Source organism: Paenibacillus sp. JCM 18996 (assembly GCF_055392555.1).
In genome coordinates this window covers 3,451,167-3,468,636 of record NZ_AP043884.1, presented here as the reverse complement: position 1 = coordinate 3,468,636, position 17,470 = coordinate 3,451,167, and the positions used below count along the sequence as shown (strand labels likewise).

Annotated in this window: 14 protein-coding genes and 1 pseudogene; 5 read left to right on the top strand and 10 right to left on the bottom strand. The window is 47.1% G+C overall.

Annotation, left to right across the window (positions count from 1 at the left end; all coding sequences use genetic code 11):
• Positions 1-36 precede the first annotated feature (36 nt).
• The 3 genes from ACZ5N7_RS17135 (at position 37) to ACZ5N7_RS17125 (ending at position 2,691) form a co-directional block, all read left to right on the top strand.
• A complete protein-coding gene (locus ACZ5N7_RS17135) occupies positions 37-1,167 on the top strand; it encodes a serine hydrolase domain-containing protein (protein WP_464655828.1) in 1,131 nt (376 codons plus the stop codon).
• A gap of 137 nt (positions 1,168-1,304) precedes the next feature.
• Positions 1,305-1,754, top strand: a complete 450-nt coding sequence (locus tag ACZ5N7_RS17130) for a hypothetical protein (RefSeq protein ID WP_464655827.1) — start codon at positions 1,305-1,307, stop codon at positions 1,752-1,754.
• Positions 1,755-1,842: 88 nt separating this feature from the next.
• Positions 1,843-2,691: a CBO0543 family protein gene (locus ACZ5N7_RS17125; RefSeq protein WP_464655826.1), complete on the top strand. Its 849-nt coding sequence runs from the start codon at positions 1,843-1,845 to the stop codon at positions 2,689-2,691.
• Between the two features lie 245 nt (positions 2,692-2,936).
• Here the strand turns inward: ACZ5N7_RS17125 and larA are convergent.
• A pseudogene (gene larA, locus ACZ5N7_RS17120) lies at positions 2,937-4,203 on the bottom strand (nickel-dependent lactate racemase).
• 15 nt (positions 4,204-4,218) lie between these two features.
• Positions 4,219-5,205, bottom strand: a complete 987-nt coding sequence (locus tag ACZ5N7_RS17115) for a 2-keto-3-deoxygluconate permease (protein WP_464655825.1) — start codon at positions 5,203-5,205, stop codon at positions 4,219-4,221.
• Positions 5,206-5,299: 94 nt separating this feature from the next.
• Between ACZ5N7_RS17115 and ACZ5N7_RS17110 the strand changes: the two genes are divergently transcribed.
• The gene (locus tag ACZ5N7_RS17110) at positions 5,300-5,512 is read left to right on the top strand and encodes a glycerate kinase (protein WP_464655824.1); all 213 of its coding nucleotides are present in this window, start codon (positions 5,300-5,302) and stop codon (positions 5,510-5,512) included.
• On the opposite strand, the gene pdxA is transcribed toward ACZ5N7_RS17110, so the two are convergent.
• The 8 genes from pdxA to desA form a co-directional block, all read right to left on the bottom strand.
• Positions 5,458-6,423 carry a 4-hydroxythreonine-4-phosphate dehydrogenase PdxA gene (gene pdxA / locus ACZ5N7_RS17105; RefSeq protein WP_464659328.1) on the bottom strand — a complete coding sequence of 322 codons (966 nt, stop codon included), beginning with the start codon at positions 6,421-6,423 and terminating at the stop codon, positions 5,458-5,460. The two genes, ACZ5N7_RS17110 and pdxA, sit on opposite strands and share 55 nt — an antisense overlap.
• Before the next feature lie 19 nt (positions 6,424-6,442).
• On the bottom strand, positions 6,443-7,744 hold the full coding sequence (locus tag ACZ5N7_RS17100; RefSeq protein ID WP_464655823.1) for a four-carbon acid sugar kinase family protein: 1,302 nt from the start codon (positions 7,742-7,744) through the stop codon (positions 6,443-6,445).
• Between the two features lie 72 nt (positions 7,745-7,816).
• On the bottom strand, positions 7,817-9,088 hold the full coding sequence (locus ACZ5N7_RS17095) for a nickel pincer cofactor-dependent isomerase, group 22 (protein ID WP_464655822.1): 1,272 nt from the start codon (positions 9,086-9,088) through the stop codon (positions 7,817-7,819).
• A gap of 61 nt (positions 9,089-9,149) precedes the next feature.
• Positions 9,150-10,424 (bottom strand): MFS transporter, encoded by a 1,275-nt coding sequence (locus ACZ5N7_RS17090; protein ID WP_464655821.1) that lies wholly within the window; start codon positions 10,422-10,424, stop codon positions 9,150-9,152.
• 224 nt (positions 10,425-10,648) lie between these two features.
• Entirely contained in the window at positions 10,649-12,460 is a 1,812-nt protein-coding gene (locus tag ACZ5N7_RS17085) for a PrpR N-terminal domain-containing protein (protein WP_464655820.1), read from the bottom strand.
• A 198-nt stretch (positions 12,461-12,658) separates the two neighbouring features.
• On the bottom strand, positions 12,659-13,258 hold the full coding sequence (locus tag ACZ5N7_RS17080) for a response regulator (protein ID WP_464655819.1): 600 nt from the start codon (positions 13,256-13,258) through the stop codon (positions 12,659-12,661).
• Positions 13,255-14,391: a sensor histidine kinase gene (locus ACZ5N7_RS17075; protein ID WP_464655818.1), complete on the bottom strand. Its 1,137-nt coding sequence runs from the start codon at positions 14,389-14,391 to the stop codon at positions 13,255-13,257. The genes ACZ5N7_RS17080 and ACZ5N7_RS17075 overlap by 4 nt, the downstream gene beginning before the upstream one ends.
• Before the next feature lie 55 nt (positions 14,392-14,446).
• A complete protein-coding gene (desA, locus tag ACZ5N7_RS17070) occupies positions 14,447-15,517 on the bottom strand; it encodes a Delta(5) desaturase DesA (RefSeq protein WP_464655817.1) in 1,071 nt (356 codons plus the stop codon).
• A gap of 326 nt (positions 15,518-15,843) precedes the next feature.
• Here desA and ACZ5N7_RS17065 point away from each other — a divergent pair, with 326 nt between their 5' ends.
• On the top strand, positions 15,844-17,382 hold the full coding sequence (locus ACZ5N7_RS17065; RefSeq protein WP_464655816.1) for a multicopper oxidase family protein: 1,539 nt from the start codon (positions 15,844-15,846) through the stop codon (positions 17,380-17,382).
• Positions 17,383-17,470 lie beyond the last annotated feature (88 nt).

Here is a 17,470-nt window from a genome sequence, read left to right as displayed (position 1 = left end):
CTCGAACTTGCAAAGGATCTTAAAGGGGGAACTGAGGTGGAACAAAAATCGGATAAGGATCTGCACAAGGAGCTGGTATATTCCTCTCCCGAGAAAGAACGGATGAATGGAAAACAGCTGCAGACCGCTTTCCTTCTGCTTGACCGGGAAACGGAAAGAGGGGAAATTCCGGGAGGCGTCGCTTTTGTCGGCAGAAACGGCAAAATCGTAGCAACGCACAAAGCCGGGCTCTCGATCGCCACTGGCTTCGCCAATTATCCCGTGCAGCTTAATACGATCTATGACTGCGCTTCCTTGACCAAAGTGGTGGTCACTCTGCCTTTGATTCTGCAGCTTATCGACCGGGGCGAAATGCGCCTGAACGATCCGGTGCGCAGATATGTTCCGGCTTTTGCCGCGAACGGCAAGTCCGAAGTGACCCTGAAGCACTTGCTGACCCACACATCCGGCCTGCCTTCTTCCAAAGACATGCATTCGCATGGCTGGACGCCGGAGGAAATAAAAGCGGCGGTCTGGAATGAAGCTCTGACATTCAGTCCCGGAACAGGCTGCGTATACAGCGATCTGAATTTCATTACGCTGGGTGAAATCGTTTCCCTGCTATTCGGTATCCCCCTTGACACCGCTGCCCGGAAGCATATCTTCGAACCGCTCGGCATGCGCGACAGCACTTACTGTCCGGCGGAAGCGCTCAAACCGCGAATCGCCGCGACGGAATTCATGGACGGCAGCTTCCGCTGGGGCGATGTGCACGACGAAAACACGGCAGCTATGGGCGGTATCAGCGGCCACGCGGGACTGTTTTCCACTGCGGCCGATTTGTCCATTTATGCGGCGATGTGGTTAAACCGGGGACGGTATCATGATGGGATACTGCTTTCTTCTTCATCCGCTGCGACCGCAGCCCGGACTCACACAGCTCATCTGAACGCAAACCGCGGACTGGGCTGGGTTCTCAAAGGAGACCCCTGGGATTCGTCCGGCGATTGGTCGTCCCCGCTCTCTTACGGTCACACCGGCTTTACCGGCACCAGCTTATGGATAGACCCGGAAACCGGGGTATTCGTGGTTCTGCTGACAAACCGGGTTCATTTTGGACGCGGCAAATCGGTTGTCCGTCTGCGGGACTGCTTCCACAATGCGGTTGCCGCTGCAATTGAGGATTAATAACCGGTTTCATAAGTAATTGTTTGTTGATCCCGGCAAAAACCTTTTAACCGCTGTCCTATTTCAATCGTGTCATATTTGGGACGAATCATAAGAAAAAATTATGGGATAATATAAATCACTGGAGGTGGAACATAATGGGATACGTGTTCGCTTATACTTCATTGGCAATCGCACTCGTCATCGCTTGGTTGATGCCTAAGCATTTGACCGGGCGAGAAATATATATTACTTGGGGCTGGATGGCTGCATTAACGATATATACCGACCTTTCTTTCGGTCACATTATCGATCTGTATGATTTTGTCGACCCGTCGATAAATTTCAAATATCTTGCCCTTGAGGCGGCTCTGGCACCCGCATTTGTAATTATTTTTCTGAATTTTATGCCGGAAAGGAAGCTGTATTTCATTTTTTATTTAATCGGAGCCGTACTCTTCTCCATTTTTTTGGAGTATCTATCTGTTCTCACCGGCTACATTGTTTATAAAGGCTGGAAATTGTGGTACTCGGTGCCGTTCTATTTTTTGGGACTACTCTATTTAAGATGGCACCTGTTTTTTTTACGAAAACCAAAGCGCACATAACTCGTCAGACAATTTTTTCAGTGTATTTTATGATGTTTCCGGGGTAGTATATTGTTTGCAAATGTTATCGAAGCGGAGGTGAGTCCATTTGTTTTTTATCGCCGTACTCCTGCTGTCCTGGACAGTGTTTTTCATTTTTTTTCGCAAAGACAAATTTACAAATATATATCCTACCGCCTTTTTGGCCATGATAATGAGTTTAGCGTCAGATACTGTTGTCCATTATTATCCGTTATGGCAATATTCCGATCCTTACACCCATATGAAACCGATGATGATTGAGCTTCTTGATGATTTCGGAGTTTACCCGGTCATCGCCTGTTTCTATGTTCTGTTTTTGCCTAATACCGCTAAAAAATGGTTTTTCTACACATTAATGTGGACTATTGGAGGAATCATAGTAGAATATTGTATGGTTATTGCAGGTTTCATGAGTTATCACTTAGGATGGTCGTTAACCTGGTCCTATCTCGCCAATTGGATCATCTTCGGCCTACTATCGATTCACGCCGTATGGCATGCTAAAAAAAACCATGCGCAGAAATTTTTTATAAACCATTCATTAGGAAAAGTGAACATCTGCTTTGAACAAAAAATTCAACCCATACATTCATCGCATGTTTTGCATGAAATCCCTTCCTATCCCGGAGTCGATTTCTACCGGATTGCTAATGCCAATCGCATAGAATCATTCCTCTTTATTTTGGAGCCAAATTCGAAGTTTCGTCCTCACTCTCATGAAGGAAGCGAACTGCATTACCTGATGGAGGGCTCGGTAGCGGTAGTTATTAACGGACAAGAAGTACACCTGGAGCAAGGCCAATCCATCTGTTTTCCCTCAACACAATCTCACTCCTTCAAAAATCGAGGTACAAAGCCGGCTAGAATAATATCTTTTTTGTTGGGAAGCGAAAATGCTAGACAACAGCTTAGCTGACATTTGCGTCGATGGGAGGTTTAACGTTAAAAAAACGGCCCCGCCAAGGGCCGTCGAGTAGACTCCATAAGAGGTTTTCTTATTTTGTAAAGAAAGCAGCACCTGACCGTTGGATCTCCAGGCTAATCATCCGGCAGGCCGGTAAACCGGACTGAGCGACCATATCCGCATAGACGGCAATCACTCTTTCTTTAGCGTTGGCGTTATGTATCCATGGAAAATCTCTTCGTTATCGGATTCAGTTATTATTCTCCTTTAACATAAGGTATTGTCAAAAGGACCCAAAGGCAAAACCGCCACTGTCATATCGTTCCCGTACTTCTCTTTGAATTGCTCTAAAGCGGCCTCGATATTATGGATTGGCCATAACATAGCTTTTACAACTTCTTCATCCGGTAAGGAGGAATAAAGATATACATCTGCCCAGACCTGAATGACCGCCTGTTTCTGTACTTGCCATTGGTCGAACTTTTGAAAGGCAGGATTGTTGATCATCTCGAGAATCTCATGAGGTGTTTTTCTCATCTGTAAAATCTCCGCATAGTTGCCATGGTCAGGAATTCCGTCAGAACATTCGGAAGCACAGACAATGACTCCGCCTTCTTTTACAATCTTATGGGCCGCGCTCATCCCTTTTACAGCCTGGTAAAGATTCTGGTCCAACGGATACCCGGAATTAGAAGTAATGACGACATCAAATCGCTCTTCCACCGGAATCATGGCATGCTCTTTGGTGAAAGCACAGCCTTGATCATGGGCTTCAAATAACTCGCCTGCAAAAACTTGCGTAATCTCCTTCGATTTATTTAAAGTAACGTTCAGCATGAAGTGAGGCTTGCACAGCCGATTAATTTCGCGGGTCATTTCTTGCAAGGGATTGTCCACCATGTTCCCCCATGTCGACAAGGGATCACCGATCATTCTGGCATTATGAAAGGTCAAGATGGTCTCAATCCCTGCAATCCCCGGCATAATTCCTTTCGGACCGCCCGAAAAACCCGCAAAAAAGTGAGGCTCTATAAAACCTGTTACAATCCTGAAATCTGCTTCAACATATTCCTTGTTTAAATATACATCACAGCCAAATTGGCTGTGCCCTACATTCACCAGTTCATCTTTATTGTGACAATGATGGTTAATTACCCGGAAATTATCAACAACCCACTCACCCAACATATGAACGAATTCCTCTTTTGTCTGATCACGGTGTGTTCCCGTACCGTTAATCACAACAAAATTTTCTGCGGGTACGTGAGTTAGTTCCTCGATAATCCATGGAACGAGCTTATGATTAGGGGTTGGGCGTGTAATGTCACTGATGACAATGGCCACTTTGTCCGTAGATTGTACCATCTCCCGCAAAGGCGGCAGGCCGATGGGGTTCCTTAAAGCCTCCTGAACCGCTTGTTTCTCTTCTTGTAAACCATTTAAATGATACGGTTCGATGATCACGGAATGATCCGGGACTTCGATTGGAAGAACTCCTTTTCCGTACAATAAGGTCGTTTTCATTATTGATCTCTCCTTCTAAACGCTGGTTTCCTTCGTTATTAAGCTGGTTCTGGTTCCCTGTTTAGCATCGAGCCGTTTTGCATACCAGGCTACCACGAAGGGTACCACAACAGCGGTTACAATGACGCTGGCAGCAACCATAATCGTTGCAGAAGAAGCGACTTCCTTATATACCGGGTTGGCCGCGGCTACAGCGGCCGGAACCGCTGCGGCATTGCCGGCAGTAGTGGCGGCAGCCAATCCGGAAATTCCGTTTCCGCCCGTTAATTTATCAACGATAAACAGCGCCGTTCCTGTAACCACGACCACGCCAATCCCCAAGAAAAGACCCGTGAAGCTGGCTTGTGCCACTTTTTTAAAATCAAGCCCTGCGCCCAATCCAAAGGCGAAAAAAGGAATTACAGCCGGCACCGCTTTACTGAACAGCTCGCGAAATTCTTTATCCAGGTTTCCGGCAACCATTCCGGCAAGCAAAGGAAGAATGGCCCCTACCATCGTTTGCCACGGAAAAGAAGAAAGACCGGCGATTCCCAAAGTAACCATGGTCAGGAACGGACCGGATTCCAGGCTCATGAGCGAGTATGCCCCCGCATCTTCCTTTTTGCCGAACTGTCCGATCAGGGCCATATAAAGTCCGCCGTTGGTATCATTCATCGCGGCGACAATAGCTAATACGGATAATCCGCCGAGTACCGTCGTGCCTGGATCATGTCCGATCAATTGGGTGGCGATGATGCCGGCTATGGCCGCTATCCCTATTTTCGTCAGAAGCAGAGCCCCTCCTTTCTTTACAATGTAAGGGGTTGCTTTAAAATTTATCGTCGTACCAATGCAAAAGAAAAAGACGGCTAATATCGGTAACGCCCCTTTAAACAAGGCCCCTGTGAACGATCCAAAAAAATCGGCTGTATTCGGGAAGAACGTGTTGATCAATGCCCCAAATAACAGCGGGATAACCATCATTCCTCCCGGTACTTTTTCAATGGCTTTTTTTAATTGCATAATGATGTCCCCCTCTAATATAAATCCTTTTTGTCAACGCTTGCAAAATGTCCGCATCACTTGCTCCGCGCTTTGAGCAAGAAGCTCAGGCGCCTTGTCCCATAGGCATTCGTCTCCAGATTTACCGGGAGCAGGGGCTGCAGGCGGCATTGGAGGCGCGTTTCAAGCGTTCTTCCCTGCCACAATGAAAAGAGGTATTGATATTGTGATCGAATATACAGGATTACGCGAAGCACTGCATGGAGCGGATACTTATCGTTTAGGAGCCAGCTCTACAGCTTGGCGCAAAGCTTCCTTTATGCTTTGATCATCCGCAATCCCTTTGCCGGCAATGTCAAATGCCGTCCCGTGGTCGACACTGGTTCTGATAATGGGAAGGCCCACTGTGATATTAACGCCGGCCTCCAGTCCTAATACTTTGACCGGCGCATGCCCTTGATCATGGTACATGGCAACCACGATATCGAAATCGCCTCTTCTGGTACGGTAAAACAAAGTATCGGCGGGCAGCGGGCCAACCACGCGAATTCCCTCCCGCTCAGCTTTCTCAACCGCAGGGATAATCTTTTCTTCCTCTTCACCATAACCAAACAGGCCGTTCTCGCCTGCATGAGGGTTAATGCCGCATACAGCGATGCGGGGCGAAGGATAACCCGCCTTTTCCAAAGTTTCATGGGCCAGGCTGATCACTTTATAAACCCGATCGGGATTAATCATTTTCACAGCATCAATAATGCCCACATGTGTTGTCACATGAATAACCTTCAAATTAGGAGCAGACAGCATCATAGAGAAGTCTGTGGTCCCTGTCAATTCCGCTAAAATTTCCGTATGCCCAGGGTACAGGTGTCCGCCTTTGTGCAGAGCTTCTTTATTTAACGGGGCCGTGCATATGGCATCAATTTTACCTTCGTTTGCAAGCTCAATCGCTTTTTTTAAATACATGAAAGCTGCGTGTCCCGCTGCGGCGGAAACTTGTCCGAACGGAAGATCCGCAGGGAGTAAATTTAAATCCAGACACTCCACTTTCCCCGGTACAAATTCCAGATCCGCGGGCTCGGAGATTGTGCTTACCTGAAGGCCGCTTCCAACCACCTGTCCTGCCCTCTCCAGGATTTTAAAATCCCCGATCACAAACGGACGGCAGTTATCATAAATGGCCTTATCGCTCAAAGCCTTCATAATGATCTCCGGACCGACGCCGGCGCCGTCCCCCATGGTGATTCCGATAATCGGTTTATACAATTGCACTCTCTCCTTTCAAAATTTGCTTTGCATAAAGAAGCGATTCCTTATTTCCGAATGCTCCTGCTTTCGTTACCGCGAGCAAATTGCCCGCTCCAAGCAAGCGTCCCAGGGGAATACCGGCTTCCAATTCCGCAAGCAGCTGGATTCCTCGCACCCCCATGTGTCTGGATACCGCTTTTGCCGTATCGCCCCCTGTTAGAACAAGCCCTCCCAGTCGGCAAACTGAAACAACCTTTCCGGCGATTCCTCCTAATGAATCTGCTATCCGGTTGGATACGCTGGAAGAATCTAGCCCTATTTGAGCTCCCATTTCATTAGCCAGTCGTACCTGTTCCGGTGATGACCCCGCATATAAGCTGACATCGAGTCCTTTATTTAGTGCCTCCACCAGCAAGCGAAAACAGCGTTCTTCTTCGCTGTTCCACTGCCCGGGAGATGCCATTAAAGCAAGCGGATCCATTTCGACGGAGACAACGCCCGGCTGTTCGTTAAACGCAGCGACCTGATCCCGGGTTACTTTTGAAATACTGCCTGCCACAAGCATGATTGGATAAGCAGCGCTAATGTTCAATTGCGGTCGGAATCCCGTATTCCCGCTCCCCTGGGCCTGTAAATGTTCGGCTAGCCCAGCGGAGCCTGCCCAAAGAAACCGGTTTTCGTAATCAGCCACCAAACCTGCGATAAGTTTCATATCTTCATCGGTTTCAGCATCAAGGATTATATAGGGTGCTGGATGCTTCAATGATTCCTCAATACGGAGACGCACTGCCGTCTCCCCGCTCCGCAGCGTTGGAAGATCAATGGATATACAACTTCTCCTGGATTGCAGGGACAATAGCTTGGCCACATCCGCCTCGGGCACAGGTGTCTTCGGGTCCTTGGCTATCTCCGTCTCATTGACAGGTACACCATGTATATAATGAACACCGTTAACCGTCGTACGCCCGATTCGCGGAAAAGCCGGAACAATAAGCGCCGCTTCAAAACCATACACATCAACCACTGCATCGAGTTCCTGACCGAGATTACCCCGAAGTGTGGAATCCATTTTTTTGTATATAAAAGAAAACCCTTGATTCCGTAAAGCTTCTGCGGCCTCTTTTACTCGTACGTAGGCTTGTACGCCTGGCAAGGACCTGCTGTCCGTATCAATTACAATCGTTTCCAGGCAATCATTAAAGATCTCTTTCCAATCAAAAATAACCTGTGTGCGGTATCCATTTCTCGCAAACTGGACACCCGAATCCGAGGCACCAGTCAAGTCGTCCGCAATGATGGCTAAACGCTGCAAAGTTGTTCCCCCCATGTGAGCATTGATGACCAATCAGTTCCGAAATGCTTTGCGCCAAATCGGTTTCTATAGTCAATGGACATGATAATCCGATTTAGAAAAATATCCGGCTTTATCGAATTTCATTTCCTCCGCTTCACCGATGACTTCTACGTGCGGCAAACTTTGCACTTCCGGCAATAAAGCCTCCGAAACATACAAATATTCCAAGTGAAGCGTGCTGGGTATACGGATCATTCTCGCCCTTTCCGGCTGCACTCCCCAATTTGCGCGCAATGCTGCTGCAATCGCTTCCTCGTCGTTTTCCATCACGATAGGAATGGCCGCTCGCGAGAGAAATGTGCTCGTCACAACATTCTCATTCATTTTTTGAAAATCAATCGTCCCGAACAATCGTTTGGTCGTCAAATCGGCAAGCCCGATGCCCAGCGCATTGCCATGTGACTCCTCGCTCAAATCGCTGGCAATGATATACTTAATACGCGGGCTTTCCGGCTCTTCAGCACCCAGTATTCGAATTCTGCCGATAATATTGGTATCCATTCCAGTTCCGCTGTAGTTTTTCCCTATTTCATCGACGACTAATATGTCGAGATCTTCTACGGGAAGTTTAGGCATCAGGGATGCCGAGAACTGCAGCAGTTCCCCTTCTCTTTGGGAAATTTGCCCGGTCGGAATCGCTTCGATGAGTGCCGTTTGTTCAAACGCATTTTCTACGATCGCTACTCCGCAAACGATATTCGCCTTTTGCAGCACAACCTTTGCCACTTCCGGCATAATGTCGCGAATCCCGTGAACGCCGTAACTGTGAATAAGCAGGGCCTGCTTGTGTTTCCCCAACCCGATGGCCGCCATTTTCATTAACCCGCTCTCGATGCCGATCGGCGATTTAAAATCGGTATGTACCTTAACGCGCCCCATCACTATAATGCCATCCGCTTCCATGGCATTCTTGTCCACATATACCGGCATTCCTTCTGGCGTCTCGCCCACAGGAACAACCTCCATCGAGGAGAGGATCGGCGCCCCGCAAAATTGTTCTGTAACCCCCAGACTATGCAACACTTCTACTTGTCCTTCCGCCGTTGCCCCTCCATGGCTGCCCATGGCCGGAACAATGAAAGGGACCGCTCCCCGGTTCTTTAACTCTCTGACGGTCGCACGGATGATAACAGCGATATTGGCAATTCCGCGGCTGCCTGCCGTTATGGCAATCCGCGTGCCCTGCTTGACTTTATCGTCAAGCCCTGCTCGAGAGAGCTGCTCAGCAACCACTCCATCGATATCTTCCACCACAGGACCCGAGAAATGCTGTCTGATTTTAATTAATCTTGGAAAGTCCATCCGTCCCATTCCCTTCTCTAAAATTAAGACAAGACGGCATCAGGGAAGATGCCGTCGATGCTTATACCTTTTGCGATAATTCTAACGGTTTGCGGCTGCTGACGGTATTTGAGCTCGAATCTAAGAAACGCCCCAAAATAAGGGTGGTGATCGCCGAAACCACCAGGGAGCCGGCCAGGAAGAAAAACCCCGCGTGGAAATCGCCTGTTGCATCTTTCAACATGCCCACTACTTTAGGGCCATAGTAACCGCCCAAGTTTCCTATCGCATTTTGCAAACCCAGCGCCGCTCCGGCTATTCCTGCTGGCACAATTGCTGTGGGAATCGCCCATAACGGACCATACGGCGCATATACGCATATTGCCGTAATCGAGAGAAGCACCATCTGCAGCACGGGATCGCTTACAAATTGACCTGCGACCATAGTTAAAGCTCCAATGAGCAGCGGTACAGCCGCATGTTGAATCCGGTTCATCCGGCGGTCAGACCAATATGAATTCAGCAACATTCCAATCAATGCGCAGCTAAATGGAATTGCGGTTAACCATCCCATGGTCACCGGATCTTTCGTGAACGTTTTTACTACACTCGGCACCCACAACGTATAACCGTAGAAACCGGTCATCCAGAACAAATACATAATGACCAATCCCCAAACCTTGCCGTTTTTAAAAGCTGCTCCGAAGCCTTCCGATCTCACCTTTTTCTTTTGTTCCTCTGCCAAATCTTCAAGCAGCTTTTGCTTTTCCGCCTGATTCATCCAGTTTGCTTCGGACGGTCTGTCTTTGACAGCATAGAACCAGACCAAAGCCCAGATAAGCGGAGGAATTCCTTCGATAATCAAAACTTGATGCCAGTTGAAATGAGCCAGCAGCATTCCGGATAACGGCGCCATCAGCATGGCTGAAACCGGTAAACATGCCATCCAGAATGCATTGGCCCGTGCGCGCTCCTTCTGGGTAAACCATGACGCTAGCAATACGAGAACGGCCGGCCAAACCCCGCCTTCAGCTACTCCTAGGAGGAAGCGGACCACTTTTAACTGCCCTTCCGTCTGCACCAATCCGGTTGCGATAGCAGCAATGCCCCATAAGATCATCAGAATAAAAATAAACTTTCGGGCAGACCATTTTGTAGCCAGTATTCCGCCCGGAATCTGCAGGATCAAATAACCCCAGAAGAATATACCGGCAATATCACCGGCAACGGATGACGTTAAATTCAAATCTTTCTGCATATACGGTATAAGTATGCCAATGTTGATCCGGTCCATGTAAGCGAGCATGTACATCACGAAAGCAACCGGTATAATCTTGAACCATTTAGATGTGCCCATTGTTCAATCGCTCCTTAAATTAGGGTTATTCATTTTTTAAGCGATTACAAAGTTTTACAAAATAAACGAAAACGCTTTCACGATGTACGTTTTAAACACTCATTGGATAACTCCTCCCAAAACGTTTATTTAAGAAACACGATGAATCGTGTAAGCGCTATAATTAAATTATAAAATGGTCCCCATAGCCCAATCAACTTATGAAATGTTTATTTTTTAAACAATCAATTCAATTTCCTCCACAAAGTGGTGCGGTTTATTCCCAGTCTTTTGGAAGTTTTGGATTGATTCATTCCTTCTTCTTGAAGGATAAGCCTTAATATCCGCGCTTCAATTTCCTCGAAAGTCCCGCTAATATCGATTTGCACATAAGCCGCATTTGACGAAACATTGCCCGGGTGCTGTTCCAACCGGGCCAACACTTCGTTAACTTCATTCCATTCCGTATAATGGCCTTTCGTAAGGATAAGCATCTCCTGAATGAGGTTTTCCAATTCCAGCAGGTTTCCAGGCCATTCATACAGATGCAGCCGGTCCAGCACCTCTTCCCGCATGCCCACAATTTGTTTGCCCGATTCGAAATTATACTCTCCAATCATTACGCTGACGATTTCCTCTATATCCTCGGGCCGTTCCCGAAGCGGCGGAATATTCATGTGCATTTCCCCCAATGCGAAAATCAGATCATTGTTATACCCGGCGCGATTCTTGATCTTAGTGATTGGCGTAGAAGAAGAAGCGATAAAGCGTATTTTTGTATTGCGCACCGCCTGCAGCCATCTGATCTGGACCGCTTTGCTCATCCTGTCTATATTTTCTAAATAAACGGTGCCTGCAAATCCTCCTTGGAGAAGACCAGGTTCTTGAGAATCGCCGATAAGCAGCATATCCGTTTGTTCCTCTGTGACTTCTTCGCAGACTATCATATAAAATCCTTGATCCCGGCGTTTGCTGACTGAGTGAATGGCTTGGGCAAATAAACACTTTTCTGTGCCTCTTTCGCCAAATATCCAAATGTTTCGATCCGACTGTGCAAATTTTCTCGCCTTGGCCACCGCTCTTTGAAGCGGCAAGCTCGAACCGATCACTTGAGCAAATGTGCCCAGTTTTGGCGGAATATAAGCGGCATAACGTTGTTCATTCCGCTGATTCTCCATCGAATCTAACCAAATCAAATAACCCGATTGGCCCCCCGTCTCATGCTTAACAACACTCACTATGAACTGTTGATCGTTTATCTGCGCGTAATGCCGCCGCTTGGCATTCGCCTGCTCATCCGCTTGTTTAATCAAATTGCTCAAGTTCGGGGAGAACAGAATTAGATTGTTCCCTTCCACTCCGTGCAGTTGACCCAATATACGGCAGGCAGTTTGATTTGCATAAAGCACTTTTTTTGCATCGTCTATTACAATGGTACCCCGGGGATCGGCATCCAAAATTCCCTTGTAAAACCGGATCGTTTCCTGTCCCTGCTTATAGACCTCAAACACTCTGCGAACCTCGGCAAACATGTCGGCGACGGATTCTTTTCCTGATGTTATGAGAATGCCCCGATACCCCATCGCTTGTGCCATCCTTACCGTAATCACATCACCCAGTACGATTTGGATGTCCGATCGAAACGCCCTGTTTATCACATCGGCAACCTCTGACTCATGACCGATAGCATAGATGGGAATCTTAAAATCCAGCAGACTGGATACCTGAGCGACGCCGTGGCAAACATTAGGGAAACCAATGATGCCTACTTTCGAGTTCGAATTTTTTACCAGCGTCAGTACGCGCAGAATATCATATCCCGAAACCGGGATATCCACCACCGGCAGGGAAACATGCTGGCGTATCAAATCGGCGGTGCCCCCTCTGCTGACAATGATATGATATCCTTTTCGCTCAGCTTGTACGACGAGCGGTATCGCTTCCTGAAGATCGGCAACCTCAACATCCATATGAATTGAATTTTCTTCTTCTGCCATTTCCAACAACAAGTCTTTCAAGCCGGGATAAGGCGCAATGGCCAATACGCGAATCTTCATCTGTTCCTCCTGATATGTTGCAAAATGAATCTTCATTTCTATCTCATTCCATATAAACGAGGAGACTTCCTTTTGAATAAGGCATCTTTTAAGATTTTATCACAGGTTCGAGGATATATTAAAAAGCCGCCTTTCCACTTAAAGTGGTAGAGACGACTCAGTCTAAATTGACCGTTGGAATCCTAATCCGGCTCATAATTACTTGAACCAACCCTTCTCTTTAAACCTTGTAATGGCTTCGACCCGGTTGCTGACACCGAGCTTATCGAGGATAACGGATATATAATTGCGGACGGTTCCGTTCGTAAGATACAGCTCGCTTGCGATATCCTTCGTATTTTTACCGTCGGCGATAAGGAGCAATACTTCCTTCTCCCGTTCGGTCAATGGATTTCCATGCCCATAGGTATCATCGACCAACTCGGCTGCATAGATGCGGCGGCCGGCCATAATGCTTCGAATCGAGTCCGCCAGTTCCTCGCTGGGGCTGTCCTTCAACAAGTAGCCGCTTGCGCCTGACTTGATGGCCCTCTCAAAATATCCGGATCTGGCAAAAGTGGTCAAGATCATAACCTTGCAGCCCGTACCTTTCAACTCCTCGGCCGCCTCAAGCCCACTCTTCCCCGGCATCTCGATGTCCATGATGCAAATATCCGGCTTGTGAAGGTGAACCAGCCGCACGGCATCCTCGCCGTTGGTTGCTTTACCGACGACCTTCATGTCTTCTTCCAAATCGAGCAGGGTAGCTAAAGCTCCAAGCAGCATGCGTTGGTCCTCGGCAATCACGATGCGAATCATATCACCGCCTCCTTTTCCGGTTGCTTGAACACGATCGGCACTCTAAAAACGATCATTGTCCCGGCATCCGACACAATCTCCATAACACCGTTCACAAATTCAAGCCGTTCTTTCATTCCACGGAGTCCGCTTCCTTTGAAGTACGCGGATTCCTCGGCGATACCGATACCATTGTCTTTTACTTTGATAACGAACTCGGTTGGCGAAGGCTCGATGGCGATCAAACATGTTGTCGCATTGCTGTGTTTCACAATATTCGTCACAGCTTCCTTCAAGCACATGCTGAGGACGTTCTCGGTCATCAGGGAGATGTTGACCATTCTTGGGTCGCCTTCCAAGATGAGATCGATTTCGGCAGCTTTCAAAATCTGTGTGACCCGAAACATCTCATCCTCTAACCGGGTACCGCGCATTTCCGTAACCATATCCCGAACTTCCTTCAATGCGGTTCTTGCCGTTCGACGTATGTCATTGAGTTCAGCTTGCACATGGGTCGGGTTTTTAGTTATTAATTTGCCCGCCAAATCACTCTTCAAACCGATTAACGACAGTTTCTGACCGAGGGTATCATGGAGATCGCGGGCGATCCTTTGGCGTTCCTCCAGCTTGACCAACTCGGAAATTCTCTTATTCGCATCTTCCAGCTGTCCCTGAAGTTTATCTCTTTTGTTCCGGTTATAGGTGGTGACGGGAAGCAGGATAACGCCGATCAGACTGACCAGGACGAACGGCAGCTGGGTAAGGAAAATAGGGTTCTGAGTCACGAAACCAAAGTTAATCGCCGCGATCGTAGTTAGAAGATGAATAGTGTAAAGTGTAGCAAACCCGATCCGGTTCTGGATATTGCCGATAAAAAACGCCAAAAACAGAGCGAAATATACATACCCGAACAGCAAGGTCATAGTGATCGAAATGAGAATCTGGACGCTGGTCCAGAAGTAGACCAACCACCCTTTTGAAACAAAAGAAAGTACGTAGCAAGCAAAGAACACCAAAATCATAATGATGCCGATTACTACTTCGTACGTAGAGGAGGAACGGAATATGAAATAAAAAGGGAGGATGTAAAAGACGACCCATACATAAGGACTAAGTCCCGTGCTTTTGTGAAAAATATGATGCCACTTCTTCATGGTCGCCCACCCTTTATTCTATGCCTATTGAGTTAATTATAACAGATTTTCGATTCTAGCTGGCTCGTTCCGAGGTTTTCAATTCACTTGCCTGCCAATTGGCTTTATTTTCAGCGCTCGAAGCTGCCTGCTTGACCGCGAGCTTCAGATCCTTGAAACCGATGAACGTCTTCTTGTGCTCATCCCACAGATGGAATCCGAGCGACTTCAGGCTGTGGCCGATAGTGATCGTCGTTGCCTTCTGGAGGGGAACCGATGCGTTATGCGCATTCTCCAAATTATAGTTAGGCACTTTGGGGCTCAGGTGGTGCACATGATGAAATCCGATATTTCCGGTAATCCATTGCAAAAGCATAGGCAGCTTATAATAAGAGCTTCCATCTACGGCAGCTTTCACATAACTCCACTCGTCTTCATTCTCAAAGTAGGAATGCTCGAACTGATGCTGTACATAAAACAGCCAAATTCCAAGACTGCCGGATATGAGGAAAATCGGCCCTTGAATCATCAGAAACGCCTGCCATCCGATGGCCCAGACCATCAACGCATACAAACCGACAAGCAGGGCATTGGTTAAGTAATTGCTCATCCGTTCCTTCCGCTTCGCACCTTTACGGTTGAAACGATATTGTATGAGAAAAACACCGATCGGTCCGACTCCGAACATCACAAGCGGGTTCCGATAAATCCGGTAAGCAATACGGCGCCATAAAGGAGAAGCGGTATATTCCTCAACAGTCAGAATCCATATATCGCCGATGCCCCGTTTATCGAGGTTGCTGCTCGTGGAATGATGGATCGAATGCGTGTTCTTCCATTGTTGATACGGAACGAGGGTAACGACGCCCAGAATGGTGCCAAGTATATCATTAGCCCTGCGGCTCTTGAAGAACGATTGGTGACAGCAGTCATGAAACAGGATAAAGGTCCTGATAATAAACCCGGAAGCAACGACCACAATCGGAAGGGTAATCCAGTACGACACCGAAAGGCTCAGGTATGCGGAATACCAGAGCGCCAGTAATGGCACCAATGTGTTGATTAATTGTTTGATACTTGCCTTCGTATCGGTTTTCTCAAAGGGGGCGATATCTTTTTTCAGATGCGAGATGTTGGGCTGATCCATTGTGATTGTTTCCTCCTCAGAATGACGCGCGGGCAACGTTGTCGAAGTCTGCCGCCGTAGTCTATCCTAAGTATAGACAATCCGGCAGCCTTGCAGTAGTTATAAACGTCAATCCGAGAGTATGACATATGTCATATATTATCATTTGTTTCAACAATGTCCTTGATTTTTTTTAGGTCCTTCTTGTGCTCTTTTCATCATAAACGACATTAATCCCTCCATTTTCAGCTGCCTCGGATTTGAACACGTATAACTAACATAATGAACAAGTTCACGTTCATAAACTTACTCAGTTGATCCTGACAATGGAGAGGATGTCAATTCTTATGCCAGCAAAGATAAAGCTGCAAAAATTCGTGGATGAACTGCCTATTCCAAACACGTTATCTCCCAAGAATCGAAGCAATAATAGTTCATATTACGAAGTGACCATGAAGGAGTTTTCCCAGAAGCTGCACCGGGACCTCGGACCAACCCATTTATGGGGTTATGAAGGAGCGTTTCCGGGTCCTACGTTCGAAGTGATGAAGAATGAAACCGTGTTTGTAAAATGGATGAATGATCTGCCCAGTAAGCACCTTCTTCCTGTTGATACAACGATTCATGGTTCCGAAATGACTCTGCCAGAGGGTAGAACCGTTGTGCATTTACACGGAGGAAGAACGCCTGCCCATAGTGATGGTTACCCCGAAGCATGGTTCACGAGAAATTTTGAACAAACGGGACCTTTGTTTGAACGAGAGGTTTATGCGTATCCAAACATTGAACGAGCCACTGCGCTATGGTATCACGACCACACGGTCGGAATTACAAGATTGAACATCTACGCGGGACTGGCGGGATTTTATATCATTCGCGACAGGCATGAACAATCCCTTAATCTTCCGAGCGGAAAATATGAAATCCCTCTTTTAATTGTCGACCGCTCGTTCAACCCGGACGGCTCGCTTTACTACCCCAGCAAACCGGATCAGGACGATGCAGGTCTTCCTCATCCTTCTCTTGTCTCTCCTTTTGATGCGGATACAATTCTTGTAAACGGGAAGGTTTATCCATTTTTGGATGTAGAACCAAGAAAATACCGGTTTCGAATTTTAAACGCATCAAATAGTCGAATCCTTACATTAAAAATGGAATCCAATCAGCCTTTTTATCAAATTGGCACGGATGGCGGCTTTCTTGAGACAACGGTCAAAATAAATGAATTCATACTTATGAGTGCCGAGCGTGTAGATGTGATAATTGACTTTTCTCAATACTACGGTCAAACCATTATTCTCAAAAATGTTACCAAGAGTGCATCCCCCGAAACGACAGACGTAATGCAATTCAGAGTAACCGTTCCGTTACGAAGTACAGATACCAGTTCCCTTCCTTTTTATTTGGAAAAATTCGAACGACTTCCGTTAAGTGCGGCAAAAAGGACAAGATATTTAACGCTTGTCAGAATCAAGGATCAATATGGCCGATCCTTGAATTTATTGGATGGAAAAATGTGGATGGATCGCATATCCGAAAGAATTGAAGTCCATACTGTTGAAATTTGGCGAATCATCAATATCATCGATGACGTTCCTCATCCCATCCATCTCCATTTGGTTGACTTTCAAATTCTTGACCGCCAGCCCTTTGATGTTTCTCATTTTCAAAAAACCGGAAACCTTATTTTCACGGGAGCGCCCACTCCTCCTGATGCCTATGAAATGGGACTAAAAGATACGGTTCGAACCCCCTTTGGTTACGTTACATCCATTATTGCCCGTTTTGGACCTTTCACCGGGCGATATGTGTGGCATTGTCACATGCTGGAGCATGAAGATTACGAAATGATGCGTCCTATGGAGGTTTTTAAACCCATCCAATAGTCCTGAAAAGTTATTATGTTGATTTCCCTGACCCTCCTGAACCAATGTACGCCCCATCGTAAGGGACATCCTGATTTTTGCCGAGCAG